This is a genomic window from Arthrobacter sp. TJ-263 (genome assembly GCF_058269155.1).
Genome location: NZ_JBZCNE010000002.1, coordinates 707,561 through 723,673, shown reverse-complemented (window position 1 = coordinate 723,673; position 16,113 = coordinate 707,561). Strand labels below are relative to the sequence as shown.

Genomic DNA, 16,113 nt, shown 5'->3' with positions numbered 1-16,113 from the left:
AGCTTCTAGGAGATCACCATGCGTGCGACCATCATCCACGGGCCCGGCGACATCAGGGTCGAGGACCGGGACTACCCGAGCATCATCCGTCCGACGGACGCCGTCGTGCGGGTGACGGCGGCCTGCGTCTGCGGCTCCGACCTCTGGCCGTACCGGGGCGTCCGGCCCACCAAGGAACCCAAGGCGATCGGCCACGAGTTCGTCGGCGTCGTGGAGTCCGTGGGCGACGACGTCCGCGACATCGCGGTGGGTGACTTCGTGATCGCGCCGTTCGTGGACAGCTGCGGCGCGTGCCCGCAGTGCCTCAACGGCGTGACCGTGGCATGCGACCACCTCGTGGGCTGGGGCAGTACGGACGAGCACGGAGACTTCGTGCAGGGCGCGCAGGGCGAAGCCGTGCGCGTCCCGCAGGCCGACGGCACCCTGCGGAAGGTGGACGGCGTGACCGAACCCGACGCCGCCCTGACGGCGAGCCTGCTGACCCTCTCCGATGTGATGTCCACCGGCCACCACGCCGCCGTGTCCGCGAACGTCGGCCCGGGCAGCACCGTCGTCGTCGTGGGTGACGGCGCCGTGGGACTGTGCGGGGTGCTCGCCGCGAAGCGGCTGGGGGCCGAGCGCATCATCGCCATGTCCCGCCACGCCGACCGGCAGGAGCTCGCCCGCGAGTTCGGCGCCACGGACATCGTCGCCGAGCGCGGCGACGAGGGTGTCGAGAAGGTGCGCGAGCTCCTCGGGGGTGTCCTCGCCGACTCCGTCCTCGAGTGCGTGGGTACGAAGGAGTCCATGGACCAGGCGCTGCGCAGCACGCGCCCCGGCGGTCACCTGGGCTTCGTCGGCGTCCCCGCCGGCGGACCGGAACTGCCCATCGGCGTGCTCTTCGCGAAGAACATCACCGTGGGCGGCGGGATGGCACCGGCCCACACCTACATCCCGGAGCTGCTGAAGGACGTCCTCGACGGGACCATCAACCCGGGCCGTGTCTTCGACGTCGAGATGCCCCTGGAGGACGCCGCGGAAGCGTACAGGGCCATGGACGAGCGCCGCGCCATCAAGGTGCTCCTGATGCCCTGACCGCAGGACGTTCCGAGACCGAGGGGCCCTCCGCGTGGGGGCCCTTCGGCGTCGCCGCCCGGTCCTGGCTGCCGACGGACGGCGGAGCGGGCAGAATGAGGGGATGACGACGACGCCCGGCACGGACTCCGCCTACCTCATCTCCAGGGAACGCCTCATCGCGGCGCCCGCCGCCCGCATCTTCGAGGTCCTCGCGACACCCGCCCTGCACAGCGTCATCGACGGGTCCGGGACGGTCCGCGGCGAGCAGCCCAACGGGCCGGCCCGGCTGTCCCTGGGGGCGAAGTTCGGGATGGACATGACGATGGGGACGTCCTACAGGATCCTGAACCGCGTGGTCGAGTTCGAGGAGGGCCGCCGGATCGCCTGGCGCCATTTCTCCGCCCACGTCTGGCGGTACACGCTCGAACCGCGGGACGGCGGGACGCTCGTGCGCGAGGAGTGGGACGGGCGCGCCGTGCGGTGGCGCTTCGTGTTCAGGCTCACCGGCTTCACCCGCCGGCATCCGGCGAGCATCGAGGCGACGCTCGGGAAGCTCGAGGACTACGTCCTGCAGCAGCACGACCCCGCGTAGGCGACCCGGACCCGGGTGCACACCCCGATCCCGTCACGGTGTGCGCAGTTCCTCGGGCTCCACGACGATGTCCACCAGCGCGCCGTTGCGCCACACCGTCATCTCCATCCGGCGGCCGATCGCCGTCTCGACCATCAGCCGCTGAATGCCCGTCGCGCTGCGGACGGGGAAGCGGTCGAGTGAGACGACGACGTCACCCGCACGTGCCCCGGCACCTGCGGCAGGGCTGCCCGCGACGACGGATGCCACCTGCATCCCGGTGGGCGCCCCGACACGAGCCGCGAGCTCCGGGGTGAGGGTGATCTGGGCTCCGACCACCCCCAGCCACGCGCGTCGGACGCGTCCCCTGGTGATCAGCGCGTCGATGATCTCCCGGGTGGTCGGGTTGATCGGCACGGCAAGGCCGAGTCCGATGCCGGCGACGGCGGTGTTCACTCCGACCATGCGGCCCGCGCTGTCGGCCAGCACACCTCCGCTGTTGCCAGGATTCAGGGTCGCGTCCGTCTGGATGACCTCGTCCACGACGCGCCCTGACAAGGTGGGCAGTGACCGGCCGAGCGCGGAGACGATGCCCGCGGTGACGCTGCCGGCCAGGCCGAGCGGGTTGCCGAGCGCCACCACGAGCTGCCCGACCCGGAGGCGGGTCGCATCCCCCCACGGGACCGGTGGCGGCGTGCTCCCCTCCGCCTGGAGTACCGCGAGGTCCGACAGCGGATCCCTGCCCACGACGCGCGCGGGCAGGACGGATCCATCGCCGAACGCGACCTCGGTGCGCTGTGCGCCGGCCACCACATGAGCGCTCGTCAGCAGGTGCCCCTCCGTGGAGATGACGGACGCGCTGCCCGCACCCGCGCCGCGGGCGGTACGCACGGAGACCGCCGCCACCGACGGCAGTGTGGACTCGGCGATCCGCACGACCGCTGCCGAATATGCGTCGAGAGCCTCCTGCTCGTCCATAGGGACCATTGCAGCACCGCCGCGGCGGTGGAGGAACGGCGTTCGCGCAGGGCGCATGCACCCGCGGGTCCGGCGCGTCCCCGCCACGGCCCGGCATCGTCGAGGGGGTAAGAGCCACGGCCGGCTTCGGGGGCCCGCGCGCCGGGAGGACGCCCGGATCAGGCCACCGACGTGCCGAACAGCAGGCCGAGCCCGTAGGTCACGGCGGCCGCACCGAGTCCGATACCCAGTTGCCGCAGGGCCAGCCGCAGGGGCGAGGCGCCGGACAGGAGGGCGACGACAGCCCCGGTCGCCATCAGCGCCAGACCCACCAGGATGCAGGCGACGACGACGGCGAGGACACCGCTCAGACCCAGCAGGTACGGCAGGACGGGGATGATCGCGCCGGACGCGAAGAAACAGAAGCTCGAGGCGGCGGCACCGAGGCCGGTGCCGACCGCCTCGTGCTCGTCGACGGCGTCGTCCTCCTCGGGCTGGAGCGAGAAGCTCGGATCGCAGTCGCAGCCGAACAGGCCCAGGCGTTCCGCCGCGCGGTGCTCCGCGGCGGCGGGCGTCATGCCCCTCGCGCGGTACACCAGCACCAGCTCGTTCGCGGCGATGTCGAGTTCCTTGGCCGCGGTCAGCGTGATCTGCGTGGGGCGCGTCGCGGACAGGAGTTCGCGCTGGGACCGGACGGACACGTACTCGCCGGCACCCATCGACAGGGCGCCGGCCAGCAGGCCGGCCAGCCCGCTGAACAGGATGAACGACGTCGAGACGCCGGTCGCCCCGATGCCCATGACCAGCGCGAGGTTGCTGACGAGGCCGTCGTTCACCCCGAACACGGCGGCACGGAAGTTGCCCGAGAGCCGGTTGCGGCCGCGGGTCGCGAGCCCGCGCACCACCTCCTCGTGGATCTGCTCGTCGGCGGCCATCGCGCTCGTGGCCGAGGGGTCCGACGCGTAAGGGGAGCGGCTTTCGGCCCTCTGCGCGAGGGCGAGGACGAAGACGGAGCCGAAGCGCCGGGCGAGTACCCCCAGGAGTCTGTTGCGGACGGAGGGCCGCAGGGGCCGTCCGGCGTCCTCGCCGAGGAGCGCGAGCCAGTGTGCCTCGTGGCGGCCCTCGGCCTCCGCGAGTCCGAGCAGGATCTCGCGTTCCTCGCCGGTCCTGCGCCGGGCGAGATCGCGGTAGGTGGCCGCCTCGGCGCGTTCGTCCGCGAGGTACTGGCGCCAGCGCTTCACGTCGTCGCGGGACGGGGGCTGTCCGAGTGTGTTCTCGGGGGTGTTCTCGGGGGTGTTCAAGGAGGTGCTCCGGGTGTTCGGGGCATGTGCACACCCGATCCGAAGCGGGAAACTTCGGCCGGGGTCACAGATGCGTCATATCGGCCGAAGGTCTCGCTCGCCGGTTTCACCGGTGGACTGCCGGGTACCGATGGCACCAGTATGTCGACAGGCCGCGCACCCCATGGGTGCGGAGCTACTCCCCTTCGACCGACAATGCTACCGGATGGGGTGGTGTCCGTCGTGGTCTGCTCCCCGGGTGCCGACGGTAGGTTCGAGTACCGGAAGGCACCGGCCGCACGCTACAGTCGAACCGATAACAGAAAGCAGGCTTATGGATTTGGCAGCCCGCCCCTGGGTCGAAAGCTACGCACCCGGTGTGCCCCGATCCTTCAGCGTGCCCGAGGGCACCCTGTCCGACCTCCTCGACGCGTCGGTCGCGGCCCACGGCCCGAGCGCGGCCCTCGAGTTCTTCGGTGCCACGACGACCTACGGGGAGCTGGGCGCGGCGGTGGCCCGGGTGGCAGCCGGCCTGCGGTCCCTCGGCGTCGGGGCGGGGGACCGCGTGGCCCTCGTGCTGCCGAACTGCCCCCAGCACATCGTGGCGTTCTACGCCGTGCTCCGCCTCGGCGCGATCGTCGTCGAGCACAACCCGCTGTACACGGACCGCGAGCTGCGGCACCAGTTCGAGGACCACGGCGCCAAGGTCGCGATCGTGTGGGACAGGGTGGTGCCGAGCGTGCAGCGGCTGCCGGCCGACATCCCGGTCGCCTCCGTGGTGTCGGTGGACCTCATCGGCGCGATGCCCGCCTCGCGCCGACTCGCGCTCAAGCTCCCCGTGCGACGCGCGCGCGAAGCGAGGGCTGCACTCACCACGCGGGAGGGACTCACCGGCCCCCGCAACGTGGTCGCGTGGCGGGACCTGCTGCACCGCCGGCCCCTGCCGGGCCGGCACCCGCGGCCCTCGGCGGAGGACACGGCGGTACTGCAGTACACGAGCGGGACCACGGGTGTCCCCAAGGGCGCCATCCTCACGCACCGGAACCTGCTGGCGAACGCGGCCCAGGGGCGGGCCTGGGTGCCGGGCCTCGACGTCGGCCGCGAGACCGTCTATGCCGTCCTGCCCATGTTCCACGCCTACGGGCTGACGCTGTGCCTGACCTTCGCCGTGAGCATCGGCGCGAAGCTCGTCCTGTTCCCGCGCTTCGACGTCCCGCTGGTCCTCGACGCCGTCCGGAAGAGCCCGCCCACCTTCCTGCCGGCGGTGCCCCCCATCTACGACCGGCTCGCGGCCGGCGCCGCCGAGCGCGGCGTGGACCTCCGCAGCATCCGGTTCGCGATCTCCGGGGCCATGAACCTCCCGCAGGCCACGGTGGAGACCTGGGAGGCAGCCACGGGCGGCTACCTGATCGAGGGCTACGGGCTCACCGAGACATCCCCCGTCGCGGCCGGCAATCCGATCGGCCCCACGCGGCGGCCCGGCACGATCGGGGTGCCGTTCCCGGGCACCGACGTCCGCATCGTCGACCCGGAGGATCCCCGCAAGGACCGCGCCCCGGGCGAGGCGGGGGAGCTGCTCCTGAAGGGGCCCCAGGTGTTCCAGGGCTACTGGCGGCGACCCGACGAGACCGAGGACGCCCTGCTCGACGGCGGCTGGTTCCGGACGGGGGACATCGTCCGGATGGACGACGACGGCTTCCTGACGGTCGTGGACCGCATCAAGGAACTCATCATCACGGGCGGTTTCAACGTCTCGCCCAGCGAGGTGGAGGGCGTCCTCCGGGCGCACCCCGGCGTGGCCGACACCGCCGTGGTGGGCCTCCCGCGGGACGGCGGCGGCGAGGACGTGGCCGCCGTCGTCATGCTCGCGCCGGGCGCCGCCCTCGACGTCGAGGCACTGAGGGCGTCATGTCGCGGCGCGCTCGCCGCCTACAAGGTTCCACGCACTATCGTGCAGGTGGAGGACCTGCCCCGATCGCTGATCGGCAAGGTCCTCCGTCGCGAGGTGCGTTCCCAACTGATCAATGATGGCCATCGGGCCGAAGGAAAAGGTGACGGTCGATGACCCAGTCCACCGATGCGCGGCCGGAGACGGCCGCCGCGAAGGGCCCCTGGCGTGACAGCCTCGGCAACGCCAGCATCCGGGCGGCGCAGGTGCTCCTGCTGCTGGTCCTGGGTGTAGTGGCCGTGTACGCACTGATCCAGGTGCGGCTCGTGGTGATCCCGATGCTGCTCGCGATCATCCTCGCGGCCGCGATCGGGCCCTTCGTCCTCTGGCTGCGGCGGAAGGGCTGGGGCGCATCCGCGGCCACCGGTGTGTCGTTCCTGCTGCTCCTGCTCCTTTTCGGCGGGCTCATCACGGGCATCGTGTTCGCCGTCGTGGGACAGGCGGGAGAGCTTGCCACCAGCGCGTCGGAGGGCTTCGACCAGCTCTACGCCTTCGCGCAGAACGGCCCCATCCCCATCGACGACGCACAGATCCAGCAGGCGCGTGACTCGGTGGTCGACTTCGCGACCAGCAGCACCGCGGGCGCCGGGGCCATCTCGGGCCTCAGCGCGGCGGGGAACTTCTTCGCCGGCGGCCTGCTCATGGTGGTCATCCTGTTCTTCTTCCTCAAGGACGGCGAGAAGATCTGGGCATTCATGCTGCGGGCCTTCAAGGGCAAGCGGCTCGTCAAAGCCCGCCGGGTCGGCTACAGCAGCATGGCCGTCCTCGGTGGCTACGTGCGCGGCACGGCGATCGTGGCCCTGGTCGATTCGGTGTTCATCGGTGGTGCGCTGCTGGTCCTCGGGGTCCCGCTCGCCCTCCCGTTGGCGGCCATCGTCTTCATCGGCGCCTTCATCCCCCTGGTCGGTGCGACCCTGGCCGGCGTCCTCGCGGCCCTGATCGCCCTCGTGGCCAACGGACCGTTCGTCGCGCTCATCGTCATCATCGTGGTCATCGTGGTCAACCAGCTGGAGGGCAACTTCCTGCAGCCGGTGGTCATGGGCCGCACGCTGCAGGTGCACGCCCTCGTCATCCTGTTCGCCCTGACCGCCGGCACCATCCTGGCGGGCATCATCGGTGCCATCCTCTCCGTCCCGGTCGCCGCGGTCATCTGGGCGGCCATCAAGGCCTGGAACGGGGAGAAGGACGAGGAGATCACGCAGGAGGAGGTCGAGGAGGCCGAGGTGCAGACGGCCCTCGACGAGACGGGCCACGGGCTGAGCTCGACCCCCAAGGAGGAGCAGGAGGCCAAGAAGGCGGCCGCCCTGGTCGCCATCGACGATGCGGACACGCGCCCGACCACCCAGGAGCGCAGGACCGAAGGGCTCGACGATGGCGATGACGACGACCTCCCGACCGGCCCGGCAGGCAGCACCGGCACCACCGACGGCACCGACGGCCGCTCCGGCCGTCACGGGGGATCGTCGCCCGTCACACGCTGAGGCCTGCGGACCTACAGATACGAGAAGGGCTCCCGGCTGCGGCCGGGAGCCCTTCTCGCGTTCCACCGTCAGCGGGGTGCGTCCACCGGTACATCCTCCGGGACGTCGCCGGCGACCCGGCGGTCCCAGGCGTCCATGACGCCCGGATCCGTGGCCCGGGTGGCGAGCGAGACGACGACATAGACGAGCGCGGACACGGCGAGGCCGTAGTAGATCGGCTCGTTGGCGTAGATGCCGTCGTACTGGTTCTCGGCGGTGACCTCAAGGTAGGCCATGACACCGAGGGTGACGAGCGTGCCCGCCGCCATCGAGGCCCCGGCGCCGATCCCGTTCCCGCGCCGCCACACGAGGCCCCCGAGGATCGAGACGAGGAGACCTCCGACGAGGATGTCGTACGCGATGGTCAGGGCGGCCACGACGTCCTGGACCATCACGGCGAGGGCGATGGTGACGAGGCCGAGGCCGAGGACCCACCAGCGGCTCGACGCGACGTCGTGGTCCGACGACGAGCGCTCGCCGCCGTCCGTGCCGGCCTTGTCGCTCTTGCCGATCCAGCCGGCCACGAACGGCACGACGTCGGTCCGCGCCACGGTGGCTGCGGCGATCAGCGCGCCGGACGCCGTCGACATCATCGCGGCGACGGCCGCGGCGAGGACGAGCCCGCCGATACCGATCGGCAGGACGTTCAGGGCGATGTCCGCATAGACGTCGTCCTTCGACTCGATCGCGGGCAGGACGACGCTGGCGCTCATGCCGATCACGGCGCCGGCGACGCCGTAGAGGATGCAGTAGATGCCGGCGGCCGATCCGCCCCATCGGGCGATCTCCGGTGTCCGGGAGGTGAAGACGCGCTGCCAGATGTCCTGCCCGATCAGCAGGCCGAGCGTGTAGACCACGAAGTAGGTGATGATGCTCTGCGCGCCGATGCCGGTGATGCTGAAGAACTCGTCTCCGGCGCGTTCGGCGATGCCGTCGAAGCCGCCCGCCGCCGCGAGGGAGAAGGGCAGCATGAGGGCGAAGACGCCGATGGTCTTGATCACGAACTGGGCCATGTCGGCCAGGGTGATGGACCACATGCCACCGATCGTCGAGTAGATCAGGACGATCGCCCCGCCGACGGCGATGGACAGCGCGCGGTCCCAGCCGAAGAGCACCACGAAGATCGTGGCGTAGGCGCCCGTCGACGTGGCGCAGAGCATGAGGGTGTAGGCGAGCATGACGATCCCGGACACCCGCGTGGCGCGGTGGCCGTACCGCAGGGTGAGCATCTGGGAGACGGTGTAGATCTTCAGCTTCTGGATGGTGGGGGCGAACAGGAGGCTGAGCAGCAGGACGCCGGTGCCGATGGCGACCACGAGCCACATGCCGGAGATGCCGTACTGGTAGCCGAGCCCCACGCCACCCACGGTGGAGGCGCCGCCCAGGACGACGGCCGCCATGGTGCCGGTGTAGAGGAGCGGTCCGAGGCGCCGCCCGGCCACGAGGTAGTCGCTGGCGTTGCGGGTGCGGGACTTGCCCCACCACCCGAAGCCCAGCATGGCCGCGAGATACGCCACCACGATGGCTATGTTGAGTGCTTGCATGGACGAGTCCTTCGGTCGAGATTCCCGCGTCGATGCCCTATGGGCAACTAATGTTGCCTAGTAAGCTACTCGTGACGCGGCTCACGCGTCAACCATGGCAAGCTCGTGGAAGGCGCTCGTTCACCCGCGAACCGATCGCCTTCCCCGAGCGCAGGAGGAGAGGACACGCATGAAGGCCCTGCCCGTCGAGCCCACGAATGCTCCGGTGGCCATCGGATCCCGGATCCGTGCCGCACGGCAGGCCCAGCGCATGACCATCGAGCAGGTCGCCGACTCCACGGGGCTGACGAAGGGGTTCCTGAGCAGGGTGGAGCGGGACCTCACGTCGCCATCCGTCGCCTCGCTCGTGACGCTGTGCCAGGTGCTGTCGATCTCCGTGGGGGACCTGTTCCTGGTGCCGGAGACCCACCTGACGCGGCTCGTGGACGCCCCCCGGATCAGCCTGGGCGGGCAGGGCATCAACGAGCGGCTCCTGACGGCGCGCTCCGAGCGTCGGCTCCAGGTGATCCGCGCCGTCGTCGAACCCCATGGACGGGGCGAGGACGAGCTCTACGCGGTGGACTGCGAGGTGGAGACCCTGCACGTGGTCGAGGGACGCTTCGTGCTGGTCTTCCCGAACGCCCGCTACGAACTCGGCGCCGGCGACACCCTCACCTTCCCGGGGCGGGAACCCCACACGTGGCTCAATCCGGACGGCCGGGAGGCCGTGGTGCTGTGGACGCTCGTCCCGGCGGCCTCGGGCAAGTAGCGTCTTCGGAAGTAGCGCCGTTCAGCCCACGTGCACCCAGGGGCGCCTCGTCACGTCCGGCTCCGCGGCGCGCAGCACCTCGCGGGTGACCGGGGCGATCTCGCCCTCCCCGGTGAACAGGAACTTGAAGAGGTTGGCCACCGGGTCACCCTCCGTCCACCGGAAGTAGACGTGCGGCATGAGCCCGGTGACGTCCCGGATATGCAGCATCACGGCTGCGATGGTGTTCGGGACGTTGGAGCTGTGGACCTCGAGGATGCGGTACCCGTGCCGCACCACGCCGCGCACGCGCAGTTCAGTCTCGAAGTCGGAGGAATCGTCCACGGTCACCTCGATGAACAGGGGCCGCGAGGTGGTCGGGACGTGCGAGACCCTGCACGCGTGCTGGAGCTTGTGGCGGTAGGCCGCACTGCTGAGCCGTTTCGGTTCGTGGGCGATCAGCAGGATGTCGCCGTCGTCCTGCGCGCTGACGAAGGAGAGCGCTGCCTCGTCCATCCGGATGCTCGTGGCGCGCAGCTCGAACGCCCGCCGCGAGCGGGAGACGAACGAGACGACGATGATGCCCAGGATGAAGCAGGCGGCGATCTTCAGCCCCTCGGGGCGCTCCACGATGTTGACCGCCGTCGTCAGCACGAAGACTCCCGCGGCGATGCCGAACCCGATGGTCCTGCCACGCTGCTGCTTCCGTCGCGCGGACAGCATCACGGCCACGGACGCGGACGTGATGAGGGCGAGGACGCCGGTGGCGTAGGCACCGCCCTGCGCCTCGACGTCGGCCTTGAAGAAGAAGGTGACCAGGATGGCGATGAGGGTGATGACGAGGACGAGCGGACGCACGGCCTTCGCCCACTCCGGGGCCATCCCGTAGCGCGGCAGGTATCGGGGCACGAGGTTGAGCAGGCCGGTCATGGCGGACGCCCCGGCGAACCACAGGATGCCGATCGTGGAGATGTCGTACGCCGTGCCGAAGCCGTCGCCGAGGTACTCGTGGGCGAGGTAGGCGAGCGCCCGCCCGTTGGCGGGGCCGCCCTCCTCGAAGGCCGCGGCGGGGATGAGCAGGGTGGTCACGAAGCTCGAGGCGATCAGGAAGCCGCTCATGATGAGTGCGGCCGAGGTGAGGAGCTTGTGCGCGCCGGCGATCCGGCCCGCAGGGTCCTGCTCGGTGTCGGCGGGCCCGCCCTGGATCTGCGGCATCACGACGACGCCGGTCTCGAAGCCCGACAGCCCCAAAGCCAGGCGGGGGAAGATCAGCACGGCCAGCCCGAGCATCACGAGGGGATTGCCGTGCTGCGTGGTCAGCGCCGACCACCAGGAGTCCACGAGCCCGCCCTGCGCCACGATCTGGGCCAGGGCGACGACGATCACGCACAGGTTGAGCAGGAGGAAGACGGCGACGAGGCCGACGGCGATGCCGATGGCCTCGGTGAACCCACACAGGAAGACGCCCGACAGCGCGCCGAGGAACACCACCGTGATGAGGATCTGCTGCCCCTGCAGCCATGCGGGCGCGAACGGGTTCTCGATGAGGTGCGCGCTCGCATCGGCGGCCGAGAGCGTCATGGTGATGAGGAAGCTCGTCGCGGCGAATCCGAGCAGGACCAGCACGAAGACCTTGCCGCGCCACTTCGGCAGCAGCTTCTCGAGCATCGCGATGGATCCCTCGCCGCGCGGACTCTCCGACGCCACCCGCTTGTACACCGGCAGCGCGGCGAAGAGGGTCACGGCCACCAGGACGAGGGTGGCCAGGGGGGACAGGACACCGGCGGCGGCCGCCGCGATCGCGGGCTGGTAGCCGAGGGTGGAGAAGTAGTCGACGCCGGTCAGGCACATCACCTTCCACCACGACTGGGCGCGTTCCTGCTCGGGCTGGTGGGAGGCGGGCCGGCTGGACTCGTTGAGCAGCCAGCGCTCGAGGCGCTGCCTGGTCCGGACCTGGGCCGGGGGCTGCGGAAGGGTGCGTACGGAAGAGCTCACGTGATCACCGTAGGACTCCGCTACCGGCCGGTAGCCGGTCTTTATGCATCCTTAACAGGGCCGACGCCGGGCCACCCTCACGGGGCGACTTCTCGCCAGTGAACCGAGGCCGAAGCGTGACCGCGGCGCGCACGGCAGGAACGGCGCCGGACCTAGGCTGGGACCAGCGGAGCGGGGCCACTGCGCCCACGCCATCACACACTCACCGGGGGACCATCCATGAAGAACACCAGCCTGAGCTGCATCGCGCTCGCTGCAGCCCTGAGCCTTGCCGGTTGCGGCTCGCTCCCGACAGGGGGCAGCGTCGGCGCCGAAGGAACGGCGACGCCGTCCGCCTCCGCGACGGCCGCTCGATCCGCGATCCCCTCCGCGATCCCATCAGCAACCTCGGCCTCCACTCCGTCCGCACCGCCCGCGGCGACCCCCGCCGCGACGGCCGCCCCGACGCCGTCGTCAGCGCCCGATCCCGAACCTTCCCCCTCCCTCTTCACGACGTCGGACGGCCTGTACTCCTTCGTCATGCCGGCCACGTGGACGGCCACGCCCGTCCCCCCGAACACCGCACCCGACTACGGGGCGAACCTCAGCCGGACGGCGTACTCGATCCGGGACGCGGCCGGCACGGAGATGGCGCTTTTCATGGGCGGTATCCCGGGCGACGGAGCCGCAATTCCCCATCCGGGACACGTGCTCCTGGACAGCGAGGAACTGCCTGCCCTGTCGGGCCGGGTAGACCGGGGTCCCGGTCTCATCAGCTACGTGTTCGACTACTTCCCCGATCCCGTCTCGGGGGACCTGGTGTACGTCGCGCGATTGCACCAGGGCCCGCTGCCCGCTGATGGCATCTACGCAATGCAGTTCACCCTCGCCTCCATCGGGACGAACGGGCAAGTGGCCTTCACCGCCACGTTCGACCAGACCCGGTTCCCTGAGCCCGCCGACGCGACGGCCTGGCTGGGGACCGAGGAGTACGCGGGGCTTCGCTCCATGCTGTCCTCCCTCACGTTCAACGGTTGACCCCTCTTCCCCCGCGGAATAGCCTTGTGCAAAACCTTTGATGCATATTGGGCAACTCCGTGGGGCCCGGACAGGATGGACACTGTGGAAGAACTGCGCGTCACGGGAGGCGGGCACGTAGGGCCCATCGACTCCTCCCGCATCCCCCGCTACGCGGGAGCAGCCACCTTCGCGCGCCTGCCGCGCCTGGACCAGGTGGACCGCGCGGACATCGCCGTCGTCGGCGTCCCCTTCGACTCCGGCGTGTCCTACCGCCCCGGCGCCCGGTTCGGCGGCAACCACATCCGCGAGGCCTCGCGCCTGCTCCGGCCCTACAACCCCGCCCTCGACGTCTCGCCGTTCGAGCGCGTGCAGGTGGCCGATGCCGGGGACATGGCCGTGAACCCGTTCAACATCAACGAGGCCATCGAGACGGTGCGGCAGAACGCGCTGGACCTCACTGCCGACGGGGCACGCCTCGTCACCCTCGGCGGCGACCACACCATCGCGCTGCCCCTCCTCCGCGCCGCGGCCGAGCGGGCGGGATCGCCCGTGGCGATGCTGCACTTCGACGCCCACCTGGACACGTGGGACACCTACTTCGGCGCCGAGTACACGCACGGCACCCCGTTCCGGCGTGCCGTCGAGGAGGGCATCCTCGACACCGAGGCCATCTCCCATGTCGGCACGCGCGGGCCCCTCTACGGCGTCCGCGACCTCGAGGACGACCGCCGCTTCGGCTTCGGGATCGTGACCTCCTCGGACGTCTACCGGCAGGGCGTGGACGAGGTGGTGGACAAGCTGCGGCAGCGCATCAGCGACCGCCCGCTCTACGTCTCCGTGGACATCGACGTCCTCGACCCGGCCCACGCTCCCGGGACCGGGACGCCTGAGGCCGGCGGCATCACGAGCCGCGAACTGCTGGAGATCCTCCGCGGCCTGCGCGGGCTGAACCTGGTCGGCGCGGACGTCGTCGAGGTGGCTCCCGCCTACGACCACGCCGAGCTCACCGGGGTCGCGGCGTCGCACGTCGCCTACGACCTCGTGACCCTGATGGCCGACACCCTCACTCCCGCCGCCACGACCCCTGAGGACCAGTAGATGGACATCACCGCCGGCGCCGCGTCCGCGCCCCCCGCCCCCGTCTCCAGCCAGCGCAACGGCGGTGACCTGGTGGTCGAGACGCTCTCGGCCCTCGGGGCGACCACGGTGTTCGGCATCCCCGGCCAGCACGCGCTCGGCCTGTTCGACGCGCTGTCCCGCTCCGACCTCCGCTTCGTCTCGTCCCGCGTGGAGAACAACTCCGCCTTCGCCGCCGACGGCTTCTCCCGGGCGACCGGCGACGTCGGCGTCCTGTTCCTGTCCACCGGCCCCGGAGCGCTGACGTCCCTCGCCGGGCTGCAGGAGGCGTACGCCACCGGCGTGCCCATGGTGGTCGTCGCGAGCCAGATCCCCCTCGAGGGCCTGGGCGCGCGGCGCAAGGGCATGCTGCACCAGCTCGACGACCAGAAGGCCTCGGCGGCGAACGTCACGAAGAGCCAGCGGCTGATCCAGCACGCCTCCGGCATCCCCTCCGCCATCCAGGACGCCTGGACCGAGGCCGTGTCCTCGCCGCAGGGCCCCGTGTGGGTCGAGGTGCCGCAGAACGTGCTGCTGGATCCCGTGATGGTCCCGCAGGTGGAGGACGCACTCGCCGAGCCCTTCGACAACCCGCCGCGCATCGAGCTGGTGCGCGAGGCCGTCGCCTGGCTGAAGGACTCGAAGCGGCCCGCGATTGTCGCCGGCGGCGGCGCACGGCGTGGCAGGGCGGAGAAGTGGCTGCTCTCGATCGCCGAGAAGCTCGGAGCGCCGGTGGTCTGCTCTCCCGGCGGCAACGGTGCCTTCCCCTGGGACCACGAACTCTCCCTCCAGTCCTGGGTGGAGGACCGCTACGTGACGGAGGTCCTCGAGGACGCCGACGTGCTGCTGGTCATCGGCTCGTCCCTCGGCGAGGTCACGTCCAACTACTTCACGATGGAGCCGCGGGGGCGCATCATCCAGATCGACGCCGAACCCCGCGTCCTCGAGTCCAACCGGCCGGCGCTCGGCATCCGCGCCGACGCCGGGCAGGCACTCAGCGCACTCGACGAGGCGCTCGAACCGCTGGACCGCGACCGCCTGCCCGGGTACGACGCCGCCGCGCTCGTCGCGGAGACCCTCGGGCGGGTCGGCGCACGGCTCGACGCGCAGGACCTCGGCAAGGAACGCGCCTTCATGCAGGACATCCGCGACGCCGTCCCAGCCGGCATGCAGACCTTCTGGGACATGACCATCTCGGCCTACTGGGCCTGGAGCTGCTGGGACGCCCGCGAGGGCGGGTTCCATTCTGCGCAGGGGGCCGGCGGCCTCGGCTTCGGCTTCCCCGGCGCGATCGGTGGATCGGTCGGACTGGAATCGCACGGCCTGCCCGCACGGGTCCTCGCCGTCTCCGGCGACGGTTCCGCCATGTACTCCATCGCCGAGCTCGCCACCGCGCGGCAGCACGACCTGCCCGTCACCTGGCTGATCGTGGACGACGGCGGCTACGGGATCCTCCGCGAGTACATGGAGGGCGCCTTCGGCCAGGCCACGGCGACCGAGCTCGCCCGGCCGGACTTCGTGGCGCTCGCGGAATCGTTCGGGGTGCCGGCACGCAGGGTCGCACCGGAGGGCATCGGCGAGGCGCTGCGCGAGAGCCTCGCGGCCGACGGCCCCAACGTCGTCGTCGTGGAGACGCTCCTGCGGCTCTTCGCACCCACCCACCTCGATCAGTAGGCTTCCTTTTTCCATCCCGGGGTGAGAGTGTCGGAAGAACTGCTCGACCACGTACATCGAGGGAGGAACCCCATGGCATTCAGCAAGGGCGATAAGGTCACCTGGAACACGCCGCAGGGCACGACCGAGGGAAAGGTCGTGGAGAAGCACGAGAAGGAATTCAGCTTCGACGACCAGAAGTTCAACGCGTCGAAGGACGAGCCCTACTACACCGTGGAGAGCGCGAAGTCGGGCAAGCAGGCCGCCCACAAGGAGAGCGCGCTGTCGAAGAAGTAGTGGGCACGGCGAGGGGGCGTTCCGCAGGGAGCGCCCCCTCGCCGCGTCCCGCTACGTCAGCGGATCGTGGCCCCAGTTCATCAGGGAGTACCGCCACTTCGAGGTCTCGATGTCCTCCTTGGAGGGCTTCTGCGCGAGATGGCGGTGGACGTAGCCCACGACCTTCCGCATGTGCTCCACGTCCTCGCCCGTGAGGTCGTCCCGCCGGGTGCGCAGGATGCCGATGATCCGCCTGCCGGACCGGTGGCCCACGGACTCACCGCCGTCCGGCTCCTTCTGGCCCACCGATCGGGATTCCTCGGTGTCGAGCCACGCCTCCAGCTGGGACGGGCTCATGTTCACCGCATCCTTCCATTGCGTCCATATCTCGTCGAGGTCGTGCTGGTTCTCCGCCATGGGGCGCCCTTCGTAGCAGTTCCTGGGAAAATTGCACACCCTGGCCGTATCCCG

General features: G+C 70.6%; 14 protein-coding genes. 9 read left to right on the top strand and 5 right to left on the bottom strand.

Translation table 11 applies throughout. From position 1 onward, the window contains the following. Positions 1-18: 18 nt before the first annotated feature. Positions 19-1,074, top strand: coding sequence for a zinc-dependent alcohol dehydrogenase family protein (locus tag AC4D2F_RS13870; protein WP_490911049.1), 1,056 nt, complete (start codon positions 19-21; stop codon positions 1,072-1,074). A gap of 103 nt (positions 1,075-1,177) precedes the next feature. After that, positions 1,178-1,648, top strand: a complete 471-nt coding sequence (locus AC4D2F_RS13865) for an SRPBCC family protein (protein ID WP_104168727.1) — start codon at positions 1,178-1,180, stop codon at positions 1,646-1,648. Between the two features lie 33 nt (positions 1,649-1,681). On the opposite strand, the gene AC4D2F_RS13860 is transcribed toward AC4D2F_RS13865, so the two are convergent. Both AC4D2F_RS13860 and AC4D2F_RS13855 read right to left on the bottom strand, forming a co-directional pair. Then, positions 1,682-2,605, bottom strand: a complete 924-nt coding sequence (locus tag AC4D2F_RS13860) for a S1C family serine protease (RefSeq protein ID WP_490911048.1) — start codon at positions 2,603-2,605, stop codon at positions 1,682-1,684. Between the two features lie 158 nt (positions 2,606-2,763). Beyond that, a complete protein-coding gene (locus AC4D2F_RS13855) occupies positions 2,764-3,885 on the bottom strand; it encodes a VIT1/CCC1 transporter family protein (protein WP_490911047.1) in 1,122 nt (373 codons plus the stop codon). 313 nt (positions 3,886-4,198) lie between these two features. Here AC4D2F_RS13855 and AC4D2F_RS13850 point away from each other — a divergent pair, with 313 nt between their 5' ends. Both AC4D2F_RS13850 and AC4D2F_RS13845 read left to right on the top strand, forming a co-directional pair. After that, positions 4,199-5,929 (top strand): long-chain-fatty-acid--CoA ligase, encoded by a 1,731-nt coding sequence (locus AC4D2F_RS13850; protein WP_490911046.1) that lies wholly within the window; start codon positions 4,199-4,201, stop codon positions 5,927-5,929. Further along, positions 5,926-7,293, top strand: coding sequence for an AI-2E family transporter (locus tag AC4D2F_RS13845; protein WP_490911045.1), 1,368 nt, complete (start codon positions 5,926-5,928; stop codon positions 7,291-7,293). The genes AC4D2F_RS13850 and AC4D2F_RS13845 overlap by 4 nt, the downstream gene beginning before the upstream one ends. Positions 7,294-7,361: 68 nt before the next feature. Here AC4D2F_RS13845 and AC4D2F_RS13840 read toward each other — a convergent pair whose 3' ends face one another. Continuing rightward, positions 7,362-8,876 (bottom strand): sodium:solute symporter family protein, encoded by a 1,515-nt coding sequence (locus tag AC4D2F_RS13840; RefSeq protein WP_490911044.1) that lies wholly within the window; start codon positions 8,874-8,876, stop codon positions 7,362-7,364. Between the two features lie 169 nt (positions 8,877-9,045). Between AC4D2F_RS13840 and AC4D2F_RS13835 the strand changes: the two genes are divergently transcribed. Beyond that, positions 9,046-9,624 (top strand): helix-turn-helix domain-containing protein, encoded by a 579-nt coding sequence (locus AC4D2F_RS13835; protein ID WP_104168722.1) that lies wholly within the window; start codon positions 9,046-9,048, stop codon positions 9,622-9,624. A 21-nt stretch (positions 9,625-9,645) separates the two neighbouring features. On the opposite strand, the gene AC4D2F_RS13830 is transcribed toward AC4D2F_RS13835, so the two are convergent. Further along, positions 9,646-11,454 carry an APC family permease gene (locus tag AC4D2F_RS13830; RefSeq protein ID WP_490911107.1) on the bottom strand — a complete coding sequence of 603 codons (1,809 nt, stop codon included), beginning with the start codon at positions 11,452-11,454 and terminating at the stop codon, positions 9,646-9,648. A 363-nt stretch (positions 11,455-11,817) separates the two neighbouring features. On the opposite strand from AC4D2F_RS13830, the gene AC4D2F_RS13825 reads away from it, so the two are divergent. The 4 genes from AC4D2F_RS13825 to AC4D2F_RS13810 all read left to right on the top strand — a co-directional run bounded on the left by AC4D2F_RS13825 (position 11,818) and on the right by AC4D2F_RS13810 (position 15,663). Further along, positions 11,818-12,615: a hypothetical protein gene (locus tag AC4D2F_RS13825; protein WP_490911043.1), complete on the top strand. Its 798-nt coding sequence runs from the start codon at positions 11,818-11,820 to the stop codon at positions 12,613-12,615. Positions 12,616-12,699: 84 nt separating this feature from the next. Further along, positions 12,700-13,695 carry an agmatinase gene (speB, locus tag AC4D2F_RS13820; protein ID WP_490911106.1) on the top strand — a complete coding sequence of 332 codons (996 nt, stop codon included), beginning with the start codon at positions 12,700-12,702 and terminating at the stop codon, positions 13,693-13,695. Then, positions 13,696-15,387, top strand: a complete 1,692-nt coding sequence (locus AC4D2F_RS13815; RefSeq protein WP_104168719.1) for a thiamine pyrophosphate-binding protein — start codon at positions 13,696-13,698, stop codon at positions 15,385-15,387. A gap of 72 nt (positions 15,388-15,459) precedes the next feature. Further along, positions 15,460-15,663 (top strand): hypervirulence associated TUDOR domain-containing protein, encoded by a 204-nt coding sequence (locus AC4D2F_RS13810; protein WP_104122628.1) that lies wholly within the window; start codon positions 15,460-15,462, stop codon positions 15,661-15,663. Positions 15,664-15,714: 51 nt separating this feature from the next. On the opposite strand, the gene AC4D2F_RS13805 is transcribed toward AC4D2F_RS13810, so the two are convergent. Next, positions 15,715-16,059 (bottom strand): DUF3140 domain-containing protein, encoded by a 345-nt coding sequence (locus AC4D2F_RS13805; protein ID WP_104168718.1) that lies wholly within the window; start codon positions 16,057-16,059, stop codon positions 15,715-15,717. Between the last annotated feature and the right edge of the window lie 54 nt (positions 16,060-16,113).